Raw genomic sequence first — 13,643 nt, forward strand, 5'->3', positions numbered from 1 at the left:
TGGGCTTGAGCTGTGCATGACAGTGTGGAAAACATGTCTCCATGTTGATCCTCGCCTCACAGAGTAACACCCGCAAAGCCCTGCTGCAGCAGGCCGGATTGAGTTTTGTCACCGTCCCCGCCAGCATCGACGAGCGGACGCTGGAATCCGATGCTGTTGCCGCTGGCGGCGACGGGCGCGACGTGGCCCTGTTACTGGCCCGGCACAAGGCTGAAGCGGTGGCCCGCAATCATCCCGGTGCTCTTGTCATTGGCGCCGATCAGACCTTGAGCCTGGGCACCACGTTGCTGCACAAGCCGGTAGATCGCGCCGATGCCGCCGCCCAGCTCGAGCATTTGCGCGGCAAGACCCATCGCCTGCATGCAGCGGTGACCCTGGTGCGTCACGATAGCGTGCTCTGGTCCGATATTCAGACGGCCGAGCTCACCATGCGCGACTTCACGCCGAGCGAGCGCGATGACGTCCTGGACCGGGAGGGCGACGCCATCTTCGGCTCGGTTGGCGGCTATCGCCTCGAAGGTCCGTCCATTCACCTGTTCGAAAAGGTCGTCGGCGACTATTTCACCATTCTGGGCCTGCCGCTTTTACCGCTACTGGCTGCCCTGCGCGCCATTGCGCCCGAGACGCTCAGGTGACGATCAAAGCCTTTGTCATCGGCCATCCGATCAATCACTCACGCTCGCCGCTGATCCATCGCACCTGGCTGGCCGAACATGGCATTGATGGCAGCTACGAGCCCATCGATGTGCCGCCCGACGCCCTGCCGGCATTTTTTGATCGGTTGCGCAGCGGCGAATTTGCCGGCGGCAATGTGACCATTCCACACAAGCAGGCAGTCTTTGCGCTGTGTGATGAGGTCGACCCGCTGGCGCGCACCATAGGGGCGGTCAATACGCTGGTGGTGCGCGACGGCAAGGTCCTGGGCAGCAATACCGACTATCTGGGCTTTCTGGGTAATCTTGATGCCGGTGCGCCGCAGTGGGAGCGATCGGCTCAACCCACCATCGTGCTGGGTGCCGGCGGCGCCGCACGGGCCATACTGGTCGCGCTGCAGAACCGCCAGATCCCGGTGCACCTGCTCAATCGCACCCTCGCCACGGCCGAAAGCCTGGCCGCCGACATTGGCGGCGCTATCACGCCCGGTGCCCTGAGCGATTTCAATGCGCTGGCGCCAGCGGCGGGCCTCGTGGTCAACACCACCTCCATTGGCCTGCATGGCACGCGCTTTGAGGGCTTTGACCTCGGCCGATTGCCCGACAATGCCCTGGTCACCGATATCGTCTATGTGCCTCTGTTGACCCCCTTGCTGGCCGACGCCAAGGCGCGCGGCCTGCGTACTGTTGATGGTCTGGGCATGTTGCTGCATCAGGCGGTACTGGGCTTTGCCGCCTGGTTTGGCGTAACCCCGCAGGTGACGCCCGCCTTGCGCCGCGTTGTTGAAGCATCGCTGGAGCCTTGAGCATGTGGCGTATCGGCCTGACCGGCTCCATCGCTACTGGAAAATCCACCGTCTTGCAGGCGTTCGCCGATCTCGGCGTGCCGGTGTTTTCCGCCGATCAGGCAGTCGCAGAACTCTATGCCGGCGAAGCTGTTGGGCCAGTTGCGGCAGCGTTCCCCGGCACCGCGCCCGACGGCGTCATCGACAAGGTGGCGCTGTCACGCGCCCTCACCGCGGACCCGGCCGGCTTTGCCCGGCTCGAGGCCATTGTCCACCCGCTGGTGCGCGCCCGCATTGCAGAATTCCTTGATAGCGCCGAGCGACAGGGGCACGCCCTGGCCGTGGTCGAAGTGCCGCTGCTGTTTGAAAGCGGCTTTGACTATGGCTTTGACGCCATTGCCGTGACCTGGGTCGATGACGCCATCCAGCGGCAGCGGGCCCTGGCGCGGCCGGCAATGAGCGGGGAAAAGCTCGATACCATGCTTGCCCGCCAGCTGCCTCAGGCCGACAAGAAGGCTCGGGCCAGCTATCTGTTTGATACCGACCTGCCCAAAGCCAGGATACGAGAGATGGTGGCGGCGCTGGTCGCCAGCATTCGCGCCAAGGACCTCAAACCATGAACCCTGCCGCCGATCCCGCCCTCAATCGCGAAATCGTGCTGGATACCGAAACCACCGGCCTGTCGCCGGCTGCCGGCGATCGGCTGGTTGAAATCGGCTGCGTCGAGCTGATCAACCACATTCCCTCGGGCCGGCACTTCCACGTTTACGTCAATCCGCAGCGCTCCATGCCCGAAGAGGCGTTTCGCGTGCATGGGCTGAGTGAGGAATTTCTGGCCGACAAGCCATTGTTTGGCGCTGTGGTCGAGGATTTCCGCGCCTTTATCGGCGACGCGACGCTGGTGATCCACAATGCCTCCTTCGATATGGGCTTTCTCAATGCCGAGCTCGAACGGGTCGGCCACAAGCCGCTGGCCAACAAGGTGATCGATACGGTCATGCTGGCGCGTCAGAAGCATCCCGGCGCCCGGGTCAGCCTTGATGCCATGTGCAAGCATTATGGCATCGACAATACCCGCCGCACGCTGCATGGCGCTCTGCTCGACAGCGAAATCCTGGCCGAGGTCTATCTCGAGTTGCTCGGCGGCAAGCAGGTCAGCCTGGCCCTGATCGCCGAAACGACCGTCTCGGGCGTCGACGCCATTGCCACGCGCGTCACCGCCTCGCAGCGCCCCCGTGCCCTGCCCCAGCGGCTGACCCCCGACGAGGCCGCCGCCCATGCCGCCTTCATTGCCACCCTGGGCGAGGAGTCGATCTGGCAGCGCTATCGCGCCGCTGCGTCCTGAGCACCAGTCAATAAAAAAACCCCGGAGCGATCCGGGGTTTTTGCTGATTGGCAAGGCTCGCCGATCAGTTCGGCTTGCCCGTGCCATCGGGCGCCGCCGGCGCGGTGGCGCCCTGCTGGGCAGCCAGCTTGGCCATGTTCTGCCGATAGATGGCGGCAAAATCGACTGGTTCCATCATCAGGGGCGGGAAGCCGCCCTGCTGGGTGACGCTGGCCAGCACCTGGCGGGCAAACGGGAAGATCAGGCGCGGGCACTCGATCATCAGCAGCTGGCTGAGCGTCGCCTCGGGGACATTCTTGAGCCGGAACACGCCGCCATAGATCAATTCGACATTGAACAGCACGGTCTGCTCGCGATTGGCCTTGGCATTGAGCGTCAGCTCAACGGCATAGACCTCCTCGGTCTGCTTCTTGACGGCGACCGAAATCGAGACGTTGAAGGCCGGATTGGCGCCGCCTGCCATGATCGAGCCCGGTGCGCCCGGATTCTCGAACGACAGATCGCGGATATACTGACCCACCATGTTCATGGAAGGCGTGTTTTCCTGGGCTGTTGCGTCGCCCTGGGTCTCGTCACTCATAGACGGTTCCTTTGTCGAAAAAGCGTTGTTGCTGGCTACCATCTTTGTGCTGGAGCCACAAGCACACCCCGGCCCCAACGGTTACTGCGGCCGATAGTCATCCTCGTCCAGATCGATGGTGCCGGGTCCCCCCATGCGGGGGTTTTCGGCCTGCCTTGTGCTGCGATAGCTGGCGCTGGCACTGACCACGGTCAGGCGGCTGGCCAGACCCGCATAGATCCAGCCGCGCACCGGCGGCAGCAGCAGGGCCAGCGCCACGATATCGCTGAGAAATCCGGGCAGCACCAGCAACAGGGCCGCCAGCCCGATCATCATGGTTTCGGCAATGGTGCGGCCCGGCAATTGACCGCTGCTCATATTGTTGCGCAACTGGCCGACGATCTGCAGGCCCTGCTGACGCAGCAGCAGGCCACCGAGCAGCGCCGCGCCGATAATCAGCGCCAGGGTGGGCCACAGGCCGATGCTCTGACCCACCTTGATGAACAAGGCGATCTCGATAATGGGGAGCACAAGCAGGCCGAGAGCAAAAAAACGGGCCAAAACTGGGTATCCTTCTCGAACAAAGCGCGGCAAAACGGCGTTTACCCCAACGTGAACTGGTTTTGGGGTGAGGCTTTGCCTATATATAGTTCAAATCGGGCGCGCCGCGAGCGCTGCCGTGATATTTTCCATCCTAGCCGACCGTAAGGTACCTGCCCAATGGACGAATTCTTCGATCTGCCCACTCTCATCGTGATCGCCGTCGCGGTTTTTGTCCTGTTCCGGCTGCGCTCGGTGCTCGGCACCCGCACCGGCACGGAACGGCCGCCACTCGAACGGCGCAAGCCCAGCAATGCCCCCGCCAATGAAGACACCGTCGTGCCGCTCCGTCCGCGCGGCGCGCCGGCACCCGAACTCGACGATGAGCGCCGCGCCCGCAAGCTCGAGGCCGAGATCGAACAATTCGCCCATGGCGATGCCGAACTGGCCGCCGGCTTCAAGGCGGTGGCCGAGGCCGATGCCAGCTTCACCCCCAAATCTTTCCTCGATGGCGCCAAGCAGGCCTATGAGATGATCGTCACCGGCTACGCCGCCGGCGATCGGCCAATGCTGAAGAATCTGCTGGAAAAGGACGTGTTTGACGGCTTTCAGCGCGCCATTACCGAGCGCGAAGCGGCCGGCCAGACCGTCGATTTCACCTTTGTCGGCCTGCCCAAGGTGGAATATGCCGACGCCGAATTCGACGGCAAGAATGTACTGGTGACCGTCCGCTTCCATGCCGAAGTGGTGTCGGCCACCCGCGACAAGGATGGCGAGCTGGTGGAAGGCAATGCCGATCAGGTCCAGACCATCGCCGATGAATGGACCTTCGCCCGCAATCCGAAATCGCGCGATCCGAACTGGAAAGTCATTACCACCAGCCAGCTCGACTGATCCACGGCCCCAAGCGTCCGGTTCATTGCCATGTCCAAGCGTGATCCCAAGCGCCTGCCACACGATTTCCACCTCTGGACGACCGTCGCCGCGACGGTCGATCCGCTGCGTCGCAAGGGGCTGCTCAAGCTGGGGACCGGCCCCCTGCCGCTGCCGGGCGAGGAGCGGTCCGCCCCGCCCGACGACCAGGCCGGCGTCAAGCCGGCGCCCCGCCGCCTGCCGCCGCGCCAGCCTTTCCTGCCGCCCTATCAGGCACCGGCGCCGAATGCCCAGCGGCCCGACAAGGCAGTTGACCCCTCGATCCGCAAGAAGCTCGGCCGCGGCCGGCTCGACATCGATGGCAGGATCGACCTGCACGACATGACGCAGTCGCAGGCGCGGGACGCGCTGCATCGCTTTGTCCAGGCCAAGGCGGCCCAGGGCGCCCGCACCATTCTGGTGATTACCGGCAAGGGCCTCAAATCCGACGATGACTATATCGCCGCCATGACCGGCAGGGGGATTTTGCGCACCATGCTGCCGATCTGGCTCAATGAACCCGTGCTGTCCTCCCTGGTCTCGGGCTGGTCGGCGGCGGCGCGCGGTCATGGTGGGGAGGGGGCGTGGTATGTGCGCCTGCGCCGTCGATGACCCCGCTGGGCGTCAGGATGAGGCAAATGCGCGCCGAGCGCGGCGTGTCCCTCAAGGACATGGCGGCGGCCATCAATGTCTCGAGCGCCTATCTCTCGGCGCTTGAGCATGGAAGGCGCGGCAAGCCGACCGGCTTTCTGCTGCACCGCATCATCGCCTTTTTCAACGTCATCTGGGACGAGGCCGAGGAGCTGCAGCGCCTCGCCGAGATCAGCGATCCCAAGATCACCATCGATACCGGCGGGCTGGCCCCCGAGGCGACCGAGCTGACCAACCGGCTGGCCGGCGCCATCGGCAAGCTCGACGCCGAGGATCTGCGCGCCCTGCGCGACGAACTGATGCGGCGCAGCAGCAAGAAGCGCTAGTTCTCTCGCACCCACCTAGTTCCCTCGCACCCACTGAGCGCCCCGATATCGGGGTCAAGCGACCCCCCTCCCTTGGTCCCTCCCCGCAAGGGGGAGGGTGTCGACTGAAAACGCAGGCGTTTCGCTACAGCACGAACTTGCTCAGATCGGTATCGCCAGCCAGCTTGCCCACCTTGTCGGCGACGAAGGCCGCGTCGATGGCGATGGTCTGGCCCTGCTTGTCGGGCGCGTCGAAGCTGATGTCTTCCACCAGCCGCTCCATCACCGTCATCAGGCGGCGGGCACCGATGTTTTCCACACTGTCATTGACCAGCACCGCCGCGTCGGCAATCGCCTCGATGGCGTTCTGGGAGAATTCCAGCGTCACCCCTTCGGTCGCCATCAGCGCGATATACTGCTTGATCAGGCTGGCCTCGGTGTCGTTGAGGATCTGGATGAAATCGCCGCGCGTCAGCGCCTTCAGCTCCACCCGGATCGGCAGGCGACCCTGCAATTCGGGCAGCAGGTCGCTCGGCTTGCTGACATGGAAGGCGCCCGAGGCGATGAACAGGATATGGTCGGTATTGACCGGGCCATACTTGGTCGCAACGGTGGTGCCCTCGATCAGCGGCAGCAGGTCGCGCTGCACGCCTTCGCGTGACGGTCCGCCCTGCGCCCCGCCTTCGCGATGGGCCACCTTGTCGATCTCGTCGATGAAGACAATGCCGTGGTTTTCCACCAGATCGATGGCCTCGACCTTGAGCTGGTCCTGATCGAGCAGCTTGTCGGCTTCCTCGGCGATCAGCGGCTCATAGGCGTCCTTGACCTTGATCTTGCGCTTGACGCCGCGCCCGCCCATGGCCGATTTGAACATGTCCGAAAGGTTGATCATGCCGATGCCGCCATTGGGCATGCCGGGGATTTCAAAGCCGCCGGTATTGCTGGACGGCGTCATCTCGATCTCGATTTCGCTGTCATCGATCTCGTTATTGCGCAGCTTCTTGCGAAACGAGTCGCGGGTCGCCGGCGTCGCCGAGGTCCCCACCAGCGCATCAAGCACCCGGTCTTCGGCATTCTGGTGCGCCTGGGCCTGCACATCGGCGCGGCGCTTGTCGCGCAGCACGGCAATGCCGGCTTCCACCAGATCGCGGATGATCTGCTCGACATCGCGGCCGACATAGCCCACCTCGGTGAACTTGGTGGCTTCCACCTTGATGAACGGCGCCTGGGCCAGCCGGGCCAGGCGGCGCGAAATCTCGGTCTTGCCGACGCCGGTCGGCCCGATCATCAGGATATTCTTCGGGCTCACCTCGCGCCGCAATTCGGGCGGCAGCTGCTGCCGGCGCCAGCGATTGCGCAGCGCCACGGCGACAGCCCGCTTGGCGTCGTTCTGGCCGACAATATGGCGGTCGAGCTCGGAGACGATCTCGCGCGGGGAGAAATTGGTTTCAGTCATTTCAGTCTGTCTTTCCTGGTGCCTTGTCGAGCAAGCGCACCATCATGTGTTCGTCGATATAGCGACCGTTCACGTAGAGGCGGCGGGGGTCGGTGCCGTAGATCCTGAAGCCCGCCTTCTCATAGAGGCGGATGGCCGGCAGGTTGTGCGTGCCCACCATCAGGTGCACCTGCAGCACCTCGCTGCTGGCATGGTCGATGGCGGTTTCGAGCAGGGCCAGCGCCGCGCCGGTGCCGCGCATGGCGGGTTTGAGGTAGACCTGCAGCAGCCAGCCGCGATGGGACTCGCGCTCGCCACTGTCGCGGTCGTAGAGCACCATCCCGGCCAGCTCGCCCGTCTCCGTCACCACCCCGAACAGCGCCCGAAGGCTGAGGAAATCCTCGATCTCGGTCGCCGGCCGGGCCGCAAAGCTCTCCGCCGCGGTGCCATAGGCCTCCGGATGGTTGGTCAGGGCCTCAAGGCGCAGGGCGTGATAGGCGGCGAAGTCCTTGCGCGTCAGACGGCGGACGGCCCAGCTCACGGATCGAGCTCGATGGCTTCAAGCGTCACATTGCCATTGGTGTAGACGCAGATCTGTTCGGCAATCGCCATGGCGCGGCGCGCCACTTCCTCGGCATCCATCTCGGTGCCCTGATGCAGCGCCAGGGCGGCGCTCAGCGCATAATTGCCGCCCGAGCCAATCGCGGTGACGCCGTGGTCGGGGGTCAGCACATCGCCCGTGCCGGTGAGCACCAGCGTGTCCTTCTTGTCGGCCACGATCATCATGGCCTCAAGCTTGCGCAGATAGCGGTCGGTGCGCCAGTCCTTGGCCAGTTCCACCGCCGCGCGCATCAATTGATCGGGATATTGCTCAAGCCGGGCTTCGAGCCGCTCAAACAGCGTGAAGGCGTCGGCGGTGGACCCGGCAAAGCCGCCGATCACCTTGCCGCCGGCCAGCCGGCGCACCTTCTTGGCGGTGTGCTTCATCACGGTCTGGCCCATCGAGACCTGACCGTCGCCCGCCACCACCACCTTATTGCCCTTGCGCACGGAAACGATGGTTGTCCCGTGCCAACCGGGAAATGCTGAATCACTCATGATGGGAAAATTACTCCAGAACCGTTGCGTGATATTTAGGTGGTGAGGCAGCGATTGCAATGCATGGCGCGGCGCCGCGCGGTCGGCGGACCGCACGGTTGAGGCAGCAGAGCGGGCCCCGAGGCGTCTGCCGCCTCTGGTAAGCAAAAATAGTGAGACGGTATCCGCCTCGGGGCGCCGGTTTTTGGAACTGTACGGCGGCACGGGGTCGCTCGCCCTCGCACGGCCGGACTGGAACCTGTGCGGCAGGCAAAAGCCACACCCGGCTCACCCCGCCACTGTTCGCCTGCAGGCCGCCCGTGCGGAGTGATGGGCATGAGTATGCGGCCGGTTCTGCCGGCGGGGACAAGATGGACAGGTTTTCTTGTGTCAAAGCCGGCCCCCCACCCTCATTCCCTCCCCACAAAGGGGAGGGAGGCCTGTCCGGCACGGGCAAAACCACTCTGCCCGGGACCGTTGTTTTGTCGTCGCCCTTCCCCTTGTGGGGAGGGATCAGGGGTGGGGGTATTCTCGCGCGCCGGACTTGCGAAATGGTACGCCCGGCACTGAAGCTGCCGTCAACCACCCCTGGCAACGCTATCTTTATGCGTTTGCGCTTATCTGCTAGGACAGCGCCGACCATTCGAAAGAGCCAGATCATGCGTACCGCCCAGATTGCCCGCAAGACCAACGAGACCGAGATCAAGGTCTCGATCAACCTCGACGGCACCGGTGCGCACGCCATGGCGACCGGGGTGGGGTTCTTTGACCACATGCTCGACCAGCTCAGCCGCCACTCGCTGATCGATATGGATGTGGCCTGCAGCGGCGACCTGCACATTGATTTCCACCACACGGTGGAAGATGTCGGCATTGCCCTGGGCCAGGCCGTGAGCCAGGCACTGGGCGACAAAAAGGGCATCCGCCGCTATGCCTCGGCCGATCTGCCGATGGACGGCACGCTGACCCGCGCCGCGCTCGATGTGTCCGGCCGCCCGTTCCTGGTGTTCCGGGCCGAATTTTCGCGCGACAAGATCGGCGAGATGGACACCGAACTGTTCCGCGAATTCTTCCAGGCCTTTGCCAGCAATGCCGGCATCACCCTGCATATCGAAAATTTCTACACCGACAATAACCACCATCTGGCCGAGTCGATGTTCAAGGCGGTGGCCCGGGCGCTGCGCCAGGCTGTGGAAATCGATCCGCGCGCGGCCGATCGGGTGCCGAGCACCAAGGGCACGCTCTAGGCTTTTGTTTTCGCGCCTTTTGCACTAGATCGTCCCCATCCAGGGTGGCACCCCGGGCCCGCCTGTCGCGTCGTGCATAAAGACGGGTCAAGGCCGGGGCCATCCCGAGATCTCAAGATGGATTGCGGCCTGCGCCGGAATGACATCGCGGTGCTGGAGAAAAGTGTGACCCTTTACGCCATCTTCGATCCCAGGCTCGGCAAGCCCGCCTTGCCGGCGGCGATCCCGGAACGCTTCTCCTGGCTGGCCGCCCTGCTGCCGCCGGTGTTTCTGCTGCGCCACGGGCTCTGGCTTGAGCTGGTGGTGTTCTGCGTCAAGCTGGTCGCGCTGATCCTGCTCGCGCCGTTCATCGGCGATGGCGCCGCCTTCCTGCTCTATGGGCTGCTGGCCCTCTGGCTCGGCTTTGCCGCCCCCGGCCTGCGCCGCCACGGCCTGGCCTGGCGCGGCTGGCGCCATCGCGGCGACCGCGTCGCCGCCAGCGCCGATCTCGCCCAATTGGAGGCAATGCAATGAGCCTGGTGACGATTATCGATTACGGCGCCGGCAATCTGCACTCGGCGGCCAAGGCATTCGAGCGCATGGCCCAGGGGCTGGGCGGCATCACCATCGAGGTGACCGCCGACCCCGAGCGCGTGCGCCAGGCCGACCGCATCATGCTGCCCGGCGTCGGCGCCTTTGCCGACTGCAAGGCCGGGCTCGATGCCGTGCCCGGCATGGTCGAGGTGCTTGAAGAGGCTGTCATCGCCGGCGGCACGCCATTTCTGGGCGTCTGCGTCGGCATGCAGCTGATGGCCAGTGAAGGGCGCGAAAAAACCGTGACCCCGGGCCTGGGCTGGATCCCCGGCGCGGTGGAGGCGATTGTCCCGTCCGACCCGGCGCTCAAGGTGCCGCATATGGGCTGGAACACCATTGCCATCACCAGGGCCCACAAGCTGTTCGACAATATCCCCGATGGCCCCGACGGGCTGCACGCCTATTTCGTGCACTCCTATCACCTGGTCACCGACAGCCCGGACACGCTGCTCGCCACCACCGATTATGGCGGCCCGCTGACCGCCTGTGTCGGTCGCGACAACATGTTCGGCACCCAGTTCCATCCCGAAAAGAGCCAGGCGCTGGGCCTGCAATTGATCGAGAATTTCCTGAGGTGGACGCCGTGATCCTGTTTCCTGCCATCGATCTGAAAGACGGCCAGTGCGTGCGCCTCAAGCTGGGCGACATGGATCAGGCCACCGTGTTCAACGACAATCCGGCGGCCCAGGCCAGGAGCTTTGAGGCAGAGGGGTTCGAATATCTGCATGTCGTCGATCTCAACGGCGCCTTTGCCGGCCAGAGCGTCAATGGCGCGGCGGTCGACGCCATCCTCAAGGCGGTGACATTTCCGGTGCAGCTGGGCGGCGGCATCCGCACCCTGGCCCATATCGAAAGCTGGCTCGACAAGGGCCTGGCCCGGGTGATTCTGGGCACGGTGGCGGTGCGCGACCCCGCTCTGGTGAAGGAAGCCGCCAGCAAATGGCCCGGCCAGGTCGCCGTGGGCATCGATGCGCGCGCCGGCATGGTGGCGGTGGAAGGCTGGGCGGAAACCTCTGAGCTTTCCGTGGTCGAACTGGCCCGGCGCTTCGAGGGCGCTGGGGTCGCCGCCATCATCTATACCGATATCGACCGCGACGGCGTGCTGGCCGGCATCAACTGGGACGCCACCCTGGAGCTGGCCCGCGCCACCTCCATTCCGGTGATCGCCTCGGGCGGGTTGGCCTCGATGGCCGATATCGAGCGCATGACCCGGCCCGAATACGCCGTGCTCGAAGGCGCTATCTCCGGCCGCGCGCTCTATGACGGGCGCATTGATTCACGTGAAGCACTGGCCATGTTGCGGGGTACGCCATGAGTCTCAAGATCCGCCTGATCCCCTGCCTCGACGTCATGGATGGCCGTGTCGTCAAGGGCGTCAACTTCGTCGATCTGCGCGATGCCGGTGATCCGGTCGAGGCCGCCATGGCCTATGACGCCGCGGGCGCCGATGAGCTGACCTTTCTCGACATCACCGCCAGCCATGAGGGCCGCGACACCATTCTCGATGTCGTTGCCCGCACCGCCGAGCACTGCTTCATGCCGCTGACCGTGGGCGGCGGGGTGCGCAGCATTGACGATATCCGCAAGCTGCTGCTGGCCGGAGCCGACAAGGTGGCGATCAATTCAGCGGCGGTGAACGACCCCGATTTCATCGCCCGCGCCGCTGACAAATTCGGCAATCAGTGCATCGTCGTTTCGGTCGACGCCAAGCAGCGCCTGACCCGGGCGGTGGGCGGCGACAATGTTTCGGCGTGGGAAATCTTCACCCATGGCGGGCGCAAGCCGACCGGGCTGGACGCGGTGGAATTTGCCAGCCGCATGGTGGAACGTGGCGCCGGCGAACTGCTGGTCACCTCGATGGATCGCGACGGCACCAAGTCCGGCTTTGACCTGGCGCTGACCCGCACCATTGCCGATGCGGTGCCGGTGCCGGTCATTGCCTCGGGGGGCGTCGGTGCGCTGCAGGACCTGGTCGATGGCGTGATCGAGGGCCATGCCAGCGCCGTGCTGGCCGCCTCGATCTTCCATTTCGGCACCTTCACCATTCCCCAGGCCAAGGCCTATCTGGCGGCCCATGGCGTTCCCGTGCGCCAGGACCGCCCGGCTTAGGTCGTAGTGACGCCGGGCATGGCTTTGCGCTACAGCTGCCCCCCAATGCGATGTCACCCCGGGCCCAACCCGGGGTCCATCCCGAGATCTCAAGCTGGATCCCGGCCTTCGCCGGGATGACGTCGTGGATGAGGAGCCTTGACTGCCATGACCCTGGACGACCTGGACGCCCGCCTGGCCCTGCGCGCCGCTGCCGCGCCGGAGGACAGCTACACCGCGCAGCTGCTCAGCCGCGGCATTGAAAAATGCGCGCAGAAACTGGGCGAAGAAGCCACCGAAGCGGTGATTGCGGCGGTCACGGCCAACCGGCCCGAACTGATCAAGGAGAGCGCCGACGTGCTCTATCACCTGCTGGTGCTGCTGCGCGCCGCCAACGTGCCGCTCGGCGCGGTGATGGCCGAGCTCGATGCCCGCACCGCCCGCTCGGGCCTGGCCGAAAAAGCCGCCCGCCAGGATCCGCAATAATGGCGCGACGCAAACCGGTGCTGGCGCCCTACCACCATTTCACCAAGGCGCAATGGGGTGCCCTGCGCGCCGACGAGCCGATGACGCTGACCCGCGAGGACATTGCCCGGCTGCGCACGCTGAGCGACCCGATCTCGCTCGAAGAGGCCGAAGCCACCTATCTGCCGTTGACCCGCCTGCTGTCGTTCTATGTCGAGGCGGTGCAGGGCCTGCACAATGTCTCGTCGCGGTTTCTGCAGACCCCCGACCAGAAGGTGCCCTTCATCATCGGCGTCGCCGGTTCGGTGGCGGTGGGCAAATCGACCACAGCGCGCATTCTGCAGGCGCTGCTGCAGCGCTGGCCGGCCAGCCCAAGGGTTGACCTGGTGACCACGGACGGCTTTTTGTACCCCAACAAGGTGCTGGAAAAGCGCGGCATCATGGACCGCAAGGGCTTCCCCGAAAGCTATGACCGGGCCCGCTTCGTGGCGTTTCTGGGCGACATCAAATCGGGCAAGACCAATGTCAAGGTGCCGGTCTATTCCCACCTGGTCTATGACGTGGTGCCGGGCAGCGAAGTGGTCATTGAGCACCCCGACATCCTGATCGTGGAAGGGCTCAATATCCTGCAGCCCGGCGAGCTGCCGAAAAATGGCGCGCCCATCCTGTTCGCCTCCGACTTCATCGACTTCTCGATCTATATCGATGCCGAGGTCGACGATCTGGAGACCTGGTTCATGGAGCGCTTCTTCCGGCTGCGCGACACCGCCTTCAAGGACCCGAACTCGTTCTTCCGCCGCTTCTCGGAAATGAGCCCGGAAGAGGCCGGCACGTTCGGGCGCACCGTGTGGCGCACCATCAACCTGCCCAACCTGCTCGACAATGTGCTGCCCACCCGCGGCCGGGCCGATCTGATCCTGAAAAAGGGCAAGAGCCACCATATCGAGGAGGTGCAGCTGCGCCGGGTGTAGCTGTGTATAGTGGTGTATGTCTAATGTTTGCCGGGAT

General features: G+C 64.6%; 19 protein-coding genes. 14 read left to right on the forward strand and 5 right to left on the reverse strand.

Translation table 11 applies throughout. From position 1 onward, the window contains the following. Positions 1 to 41 precede the first annotated feature (41 nt). From ABFY71_RS03485 to dnaQ, 4 genes are read left to right on the forward strand one after another with little or no spacing between them, the layout of a single operon-like run. Positions 42 to 635 (forward strand): Maf family protein, encoded by a 594-nt coding sequence (locus tag ABFY71_RS03485; RefSeq protein ID WP_347944699.1) that lies wholly within the window; start codon positions 42 to 44, stop codon positions 633 to 635. Next, positions 632 to 1,459 carry a shikimate dehydrogenase gene (locus ABFY71_RS03490; protein WP_347944700.1) on the forward strand — a complete coding sequence of 276 codons (828 nt, stop codon included), beginning with the start codon at positions 632 to 634 and terminating at the stop codon, positions 1,457 to 1,459. Before ABFY71_RS03485 ends, ABFY71_RS03490 begins: the two co-directional genes overlap by 4 nt. A 2-nt stretch (positions 1,460 to 1,461) precedes the next feature. Next, positions 1,462 to 2,058 (forward strand): dephospho-CoA kinase, encoded by a 597-nt coding sequence (gene coaE / locus ABFY71_RS03495; RefSeq protein ID WP_347944701.1) that lies wholly within the window; start codon positions 1,462 to 1,464, stop codon positions 2,056 to 2,058. Next, entirely contained in the window at positions 2,055 to 2,783 is a 729-nt protein-coding gene (gene dnaQ / locus ABFY71_RS03500) for a DNA polymerase III subunit epsilon (RefSeq protein WP_347944702.1), read from the forward strand. The genes coaE and dnaQ overlap by 4 nt, the downstream gene beginning before the upstream one ends. Before the next feature lie 64 nt (positions 2,784 to 2,847). Here dnaQ and secB read toward each other — a convergent pair whose 3' ends face one another. Beyond that, positions 2,848 to 3,363 (reverse strand): protein-export chaperone SecB, encoded by a 516-nt coding sequence (gene secB / locus ABFY71_RS03505; protein ID WP_305579365.1) that lies wholly within the window; start codon positions 3,361 to 3,363, stop codon positions 2,848 to 2,850. A gap of 81 nt (positions 3,364 to 3,444) precedes the next feature. Continuing rightward, positions 3,445 to 3,903 carry an FxsA family protein gene (locus ABFY71_RS03510; protein WP_305579364.1) on the reverse strand — a complete coding sequence of 153 codons (459 nt, stop codon included), beginning with the start codon at positions 3,901 to 3,903 and terminating at the stop codon, positions 3,445 to 3,447. Between the two features lie 159 nt (positions 3,904 to 4,062). Here ABFY71_RS03510 and ABFY71_RS03515 point away from each other — a divergent pair, with 159 nt between their 5' ends. From ABFY71_RS03515 to ABFY71_RS03525, 3 genes are read left to right on the forward strand one after another with little or no spacing between them, the layout of a single operon-like run. Next, positions 4,063 to 4,776, forward strand: a complete 714-nt coding sequence (locus tag ABFY71_RS03515; RefSeq protein ID WP_305579363.1) for a Tim44/TimA family putative adaptor protein — start codon at positions 4,063 to 4,065, stop codon at positions 4,774 to 4,776. A gap of 30 nt (positions 4,777 to 4,806) precedes the next feature. Next, positions 4,807 to 5,406 (forward strand): Smr/MutS family protein, encoded by a 600-nt coding sequence (locus tag ABFY71_RS03520; RefSeq protein ID WP_305579362.1) that lies wholly within the window; start codon positions 4,807 to 4,809, stop codon positions 5,404 to 5,406. Continuing rightward, entirely contained in the window at positions 5,403 to 5,771 is a 369-nt protein-coding gene (locus tag ABFY71_RS03525; RefSeq protein ID WP_347944703.1) for a helix-turn-helix domain-containing protein, read from the forward strand. The genes ABFY71_RS03520 and ABFY71_RS03525 overlap by 4 nt, the downstream gene beginning before the upstream one ends. Positions 5,772 to 5,895: 124 nt before the next feature. Here ABFY71_RS03525 and hslU read toward each other — a convergent pair whose 3' ends face one another. The 3 genes from hslU to hslV are packed head-to-tail and all read right to left on the reverse strand — an operon-like array spanning position 5,896 to position 8,283. Further along, on the reverse strand, positions 5,896 to 7,206 hold the full coding sequence (gene hslU, locus ABFY71_RS03530; RefSeq protein ID WP_305579360.1) for an ATP-dependent protease ATPase subunit HslU: 1,311 nt from the start codon (positions 7,204 to 7,206) through the stop codon (positions 5,896 to 5,898). A gap of 1 nt (position 7,207) precedes the next feature. Further along, a complete protein-coding gene (locus ABFY71_RS03535) occupies positions 7,208 to 7,726 on the reverse strand; it encodes a GNAT family N-acetyltransferase (protein ID WP_347944704.1) in 519 nt (172 codons plus the stop codon). Further along, a complete protein-coding gene (gene hslV / locus ABFY71_RS03540; RefSeq protein WP_305579358.1) occupies positions 7,723 to 8,283 on the reverse strand; it encodes an ATP-dependent protease subunit HslV in 561 nt (186 codons plus the stop codon). Before hslV ends, ABFY71_RS03535 begins: the two co-directional genes overlap by 4 nt. A gap of 638 nt (positions 8,284 to 8,921) precedes the next feature. Here hslV and hisB point away from each other — a divergent pair. From hisB to coaA, 7 genes are all read left to right on the forward strand, one after another. Then, positions 8,922 to 9,509: an imidazoleglycerol-phosphate dehydratase HisB gene (hisB, locus tag ABFY71_RS03545; RefSeq protein WP_347944705.1), complete on the forward strand. Its 588-nt coding sequence runs from the start codon at positions 8,922 to 8,924 to the stop codon at positions 9,507 to 9,509. A 165-nt stretch (positions 9,510 to 9,674) separates the two neighbouring features. Continuing rightward, positions 9,675 to 10,022 carry a DUF2628 domain-containing protein gene (locus ABFY71_RS03550; RefSeq protein ID WP_347944706.1) on the forward strand — a complete coding sequence of 116 codons (348 nt, stop codon included), beginning with the start codon at positions 9,675 to 9,677 and terminating at the stop codon, positions 10,020 to 10,022. Beyond that, entirely contained in the window at positions 10,019 to 10,669 is a 651-nt protein-coding gene (gene hisH / locus ABFY71_RS03555) for an imidazole glycerol phosphate synthase subunit HisH (RefSeq protein WP_347944707.1), read from the forward strand. Before ABFY71_RS03550 ends, hisH begins: the two co-directional genes overlap by 4 nt. After that, positions 10,666 to 11,397: a 1-(5-phosphoribosyl)-5-[(5-phosphoribosylamino)methylideneamino]imidazole-4-carboxamide isomerase gene (gene hisA / locus ABFY71_RS03560; protein WP_347944708.1), complete on the forward strand. Its 732-nt coding sequence runs from the start codon at positions 10,666 to 10,668 to the stop codon at positions 11,395 to 11,397. The genes hisH and hisA overlap by 4 nt, the downstream gene beginning before the upstream one ends. Beyond that, positions 11,394 to 12,191 (forward strand): imidazole glycerol phosphate synthase subunit HisF, encoded by a 798-nt coding sequence (gene hisF, locus ABFY71_RS03565; protein WP_347944709.1) that lies wholly within the window; start codon positions 11,394 to 11,396, stop codon positions 12,189 to 12,191. The genes hisA and hisF overlap by 4 nt, the downstream gene beginning before the upstream one ends. A gap of 138 nt (positions 12,192 to 12,329) precedes the next feature. Then, the gene (locus ABFY71_RS03570) at positions 12,330 to 12,656 is read left to right on the forward strand and encodes a phosphoribosyl-ATP diphosphatase (protein WP_305581815.1); all 327 of its coding nucleotides are present in this window, start codon (positions 12,330 to 12,332) and stop codon (positions 12,654 to 12,656) included. Next, complete coding sequence (gene coaA / locus ABFY71_RS03575) at positions 12,656 to 13,606, forward strand: type I pantothenate kinase (RefSeq protein ID WP_305581813.1); 951 nt, start codon at positions 12,656 to 12,658, stop codon at positions 13,604 to 13,606. The genes ABFY71_RS03570 and coaA overlap by 1 nt, the downstream gene beginning before the upstream one ends. Positions 13,607 to 13,643: the final 37 nt, after the last annotated feature.

Origin of the sequence: Devosia alba (genome assembly GCF_039938915.1) — a bacterium.
GTDB lineage: Bacteria > Pseudomonadota > Alphaproteobacteria > Rhizobiales > Devosiaceae > Devosia > Devosia alba.

What these genes read in the sequence shown, in the direction of transcription:
- ABFY71_RS03485 (WP_347944699.1), top strand. Translation starts at nt 42, where the DNA reads ATGTTGATCCTCGCCTCACAGAGTAACACCCGCAAAGCCCTGCTGCAG.
- coaE (WP_347944701.1), top strand. Translation starts at nt 1,462, where the DNA reads ATGTGGCGTATCGGCCTGACCGGCTCCATCGCTACTGGAAAATCCACC.
- dnaQ (WP_347944702.1), top strand. Translation starts at nt 2,055, where the DNA reads ATGAACCCTGCCGCCGATCCCGCCCTCAATCGCGAAATCGTGCTGGAT.
- secB (WP_305579365.1), bottom strand. Translation starts at nt 3,363, where the DNA reads ATGAGTGACGAGACCCAGGGCGACGCAACAGCCCAGGAAAACACGCCT.
- ABFY71_RS03515 (WP_305579363.1), top strand. Translation starts at nt 4,063, where the DNA reads ATGGACGAATTCTTCGATCTGCCCACTCTCATCGTGATCGCCGTCGCG.
- ABFY71_RS03520 (WP_305579362.1), top strand. Translation starts at nt 4,807, where the DNA reads ATGTCCAAGCGTGATCCCAAGCGCCTGCCACACGATTTCCACCTCTGG.
- ABFY71_RS03525 (WP_347944703.1), top strand. Translation starts at nt 5,403, where the DNA reads ATGACCCCGCTGGGCGTCAGGATGAGGCAAATGCGCGCCGAGCGCGGC.
- hslU (WP_305579360.1), bottom strand. Translation starts at nt 7,206, where the DNA reads ATGACTGAAACCAATTTCTCCCCGCGCGAGATCGTCTCCGAGCTCGAC.
- hslV (WP_305579358.1), bottom strand. Translation starts at nt 8,283, where the DNA reads ATGAGTGATTCAGCATTTCCCGGTTGGCACGGGACAACCATCGTTTCC.
- hisB (WP_347944705.1), top strand. Translation starts at nt 8,922, where the DNA reads ATGCGTACCGCCCAGATTGCCCGCAAGACCAACGAGACCGAGATCAAG.
- hisH (WP_347944707.1), top strand. Translation starts at nt 10,019, where the DNA reads ATGAGCCTGGTGACGATTATCGATTACGGCGCCGGCAATCTGCACTCG.
- hisF (WP_347944709.1), top strand. Translation starts at nt 11,394, where the DNA reads ATGAGTCTCAAGATCCGCCTGATCCCCTGCCTCGACGTCATGGATGGC.
- coaA (WP_305581813.1), top strand. Translation starts at nt 12,656, where the DNA reads ATGGCGCGACGCAAACCGGTGCTGGCGCCCTACCACCATTTCACCAAG.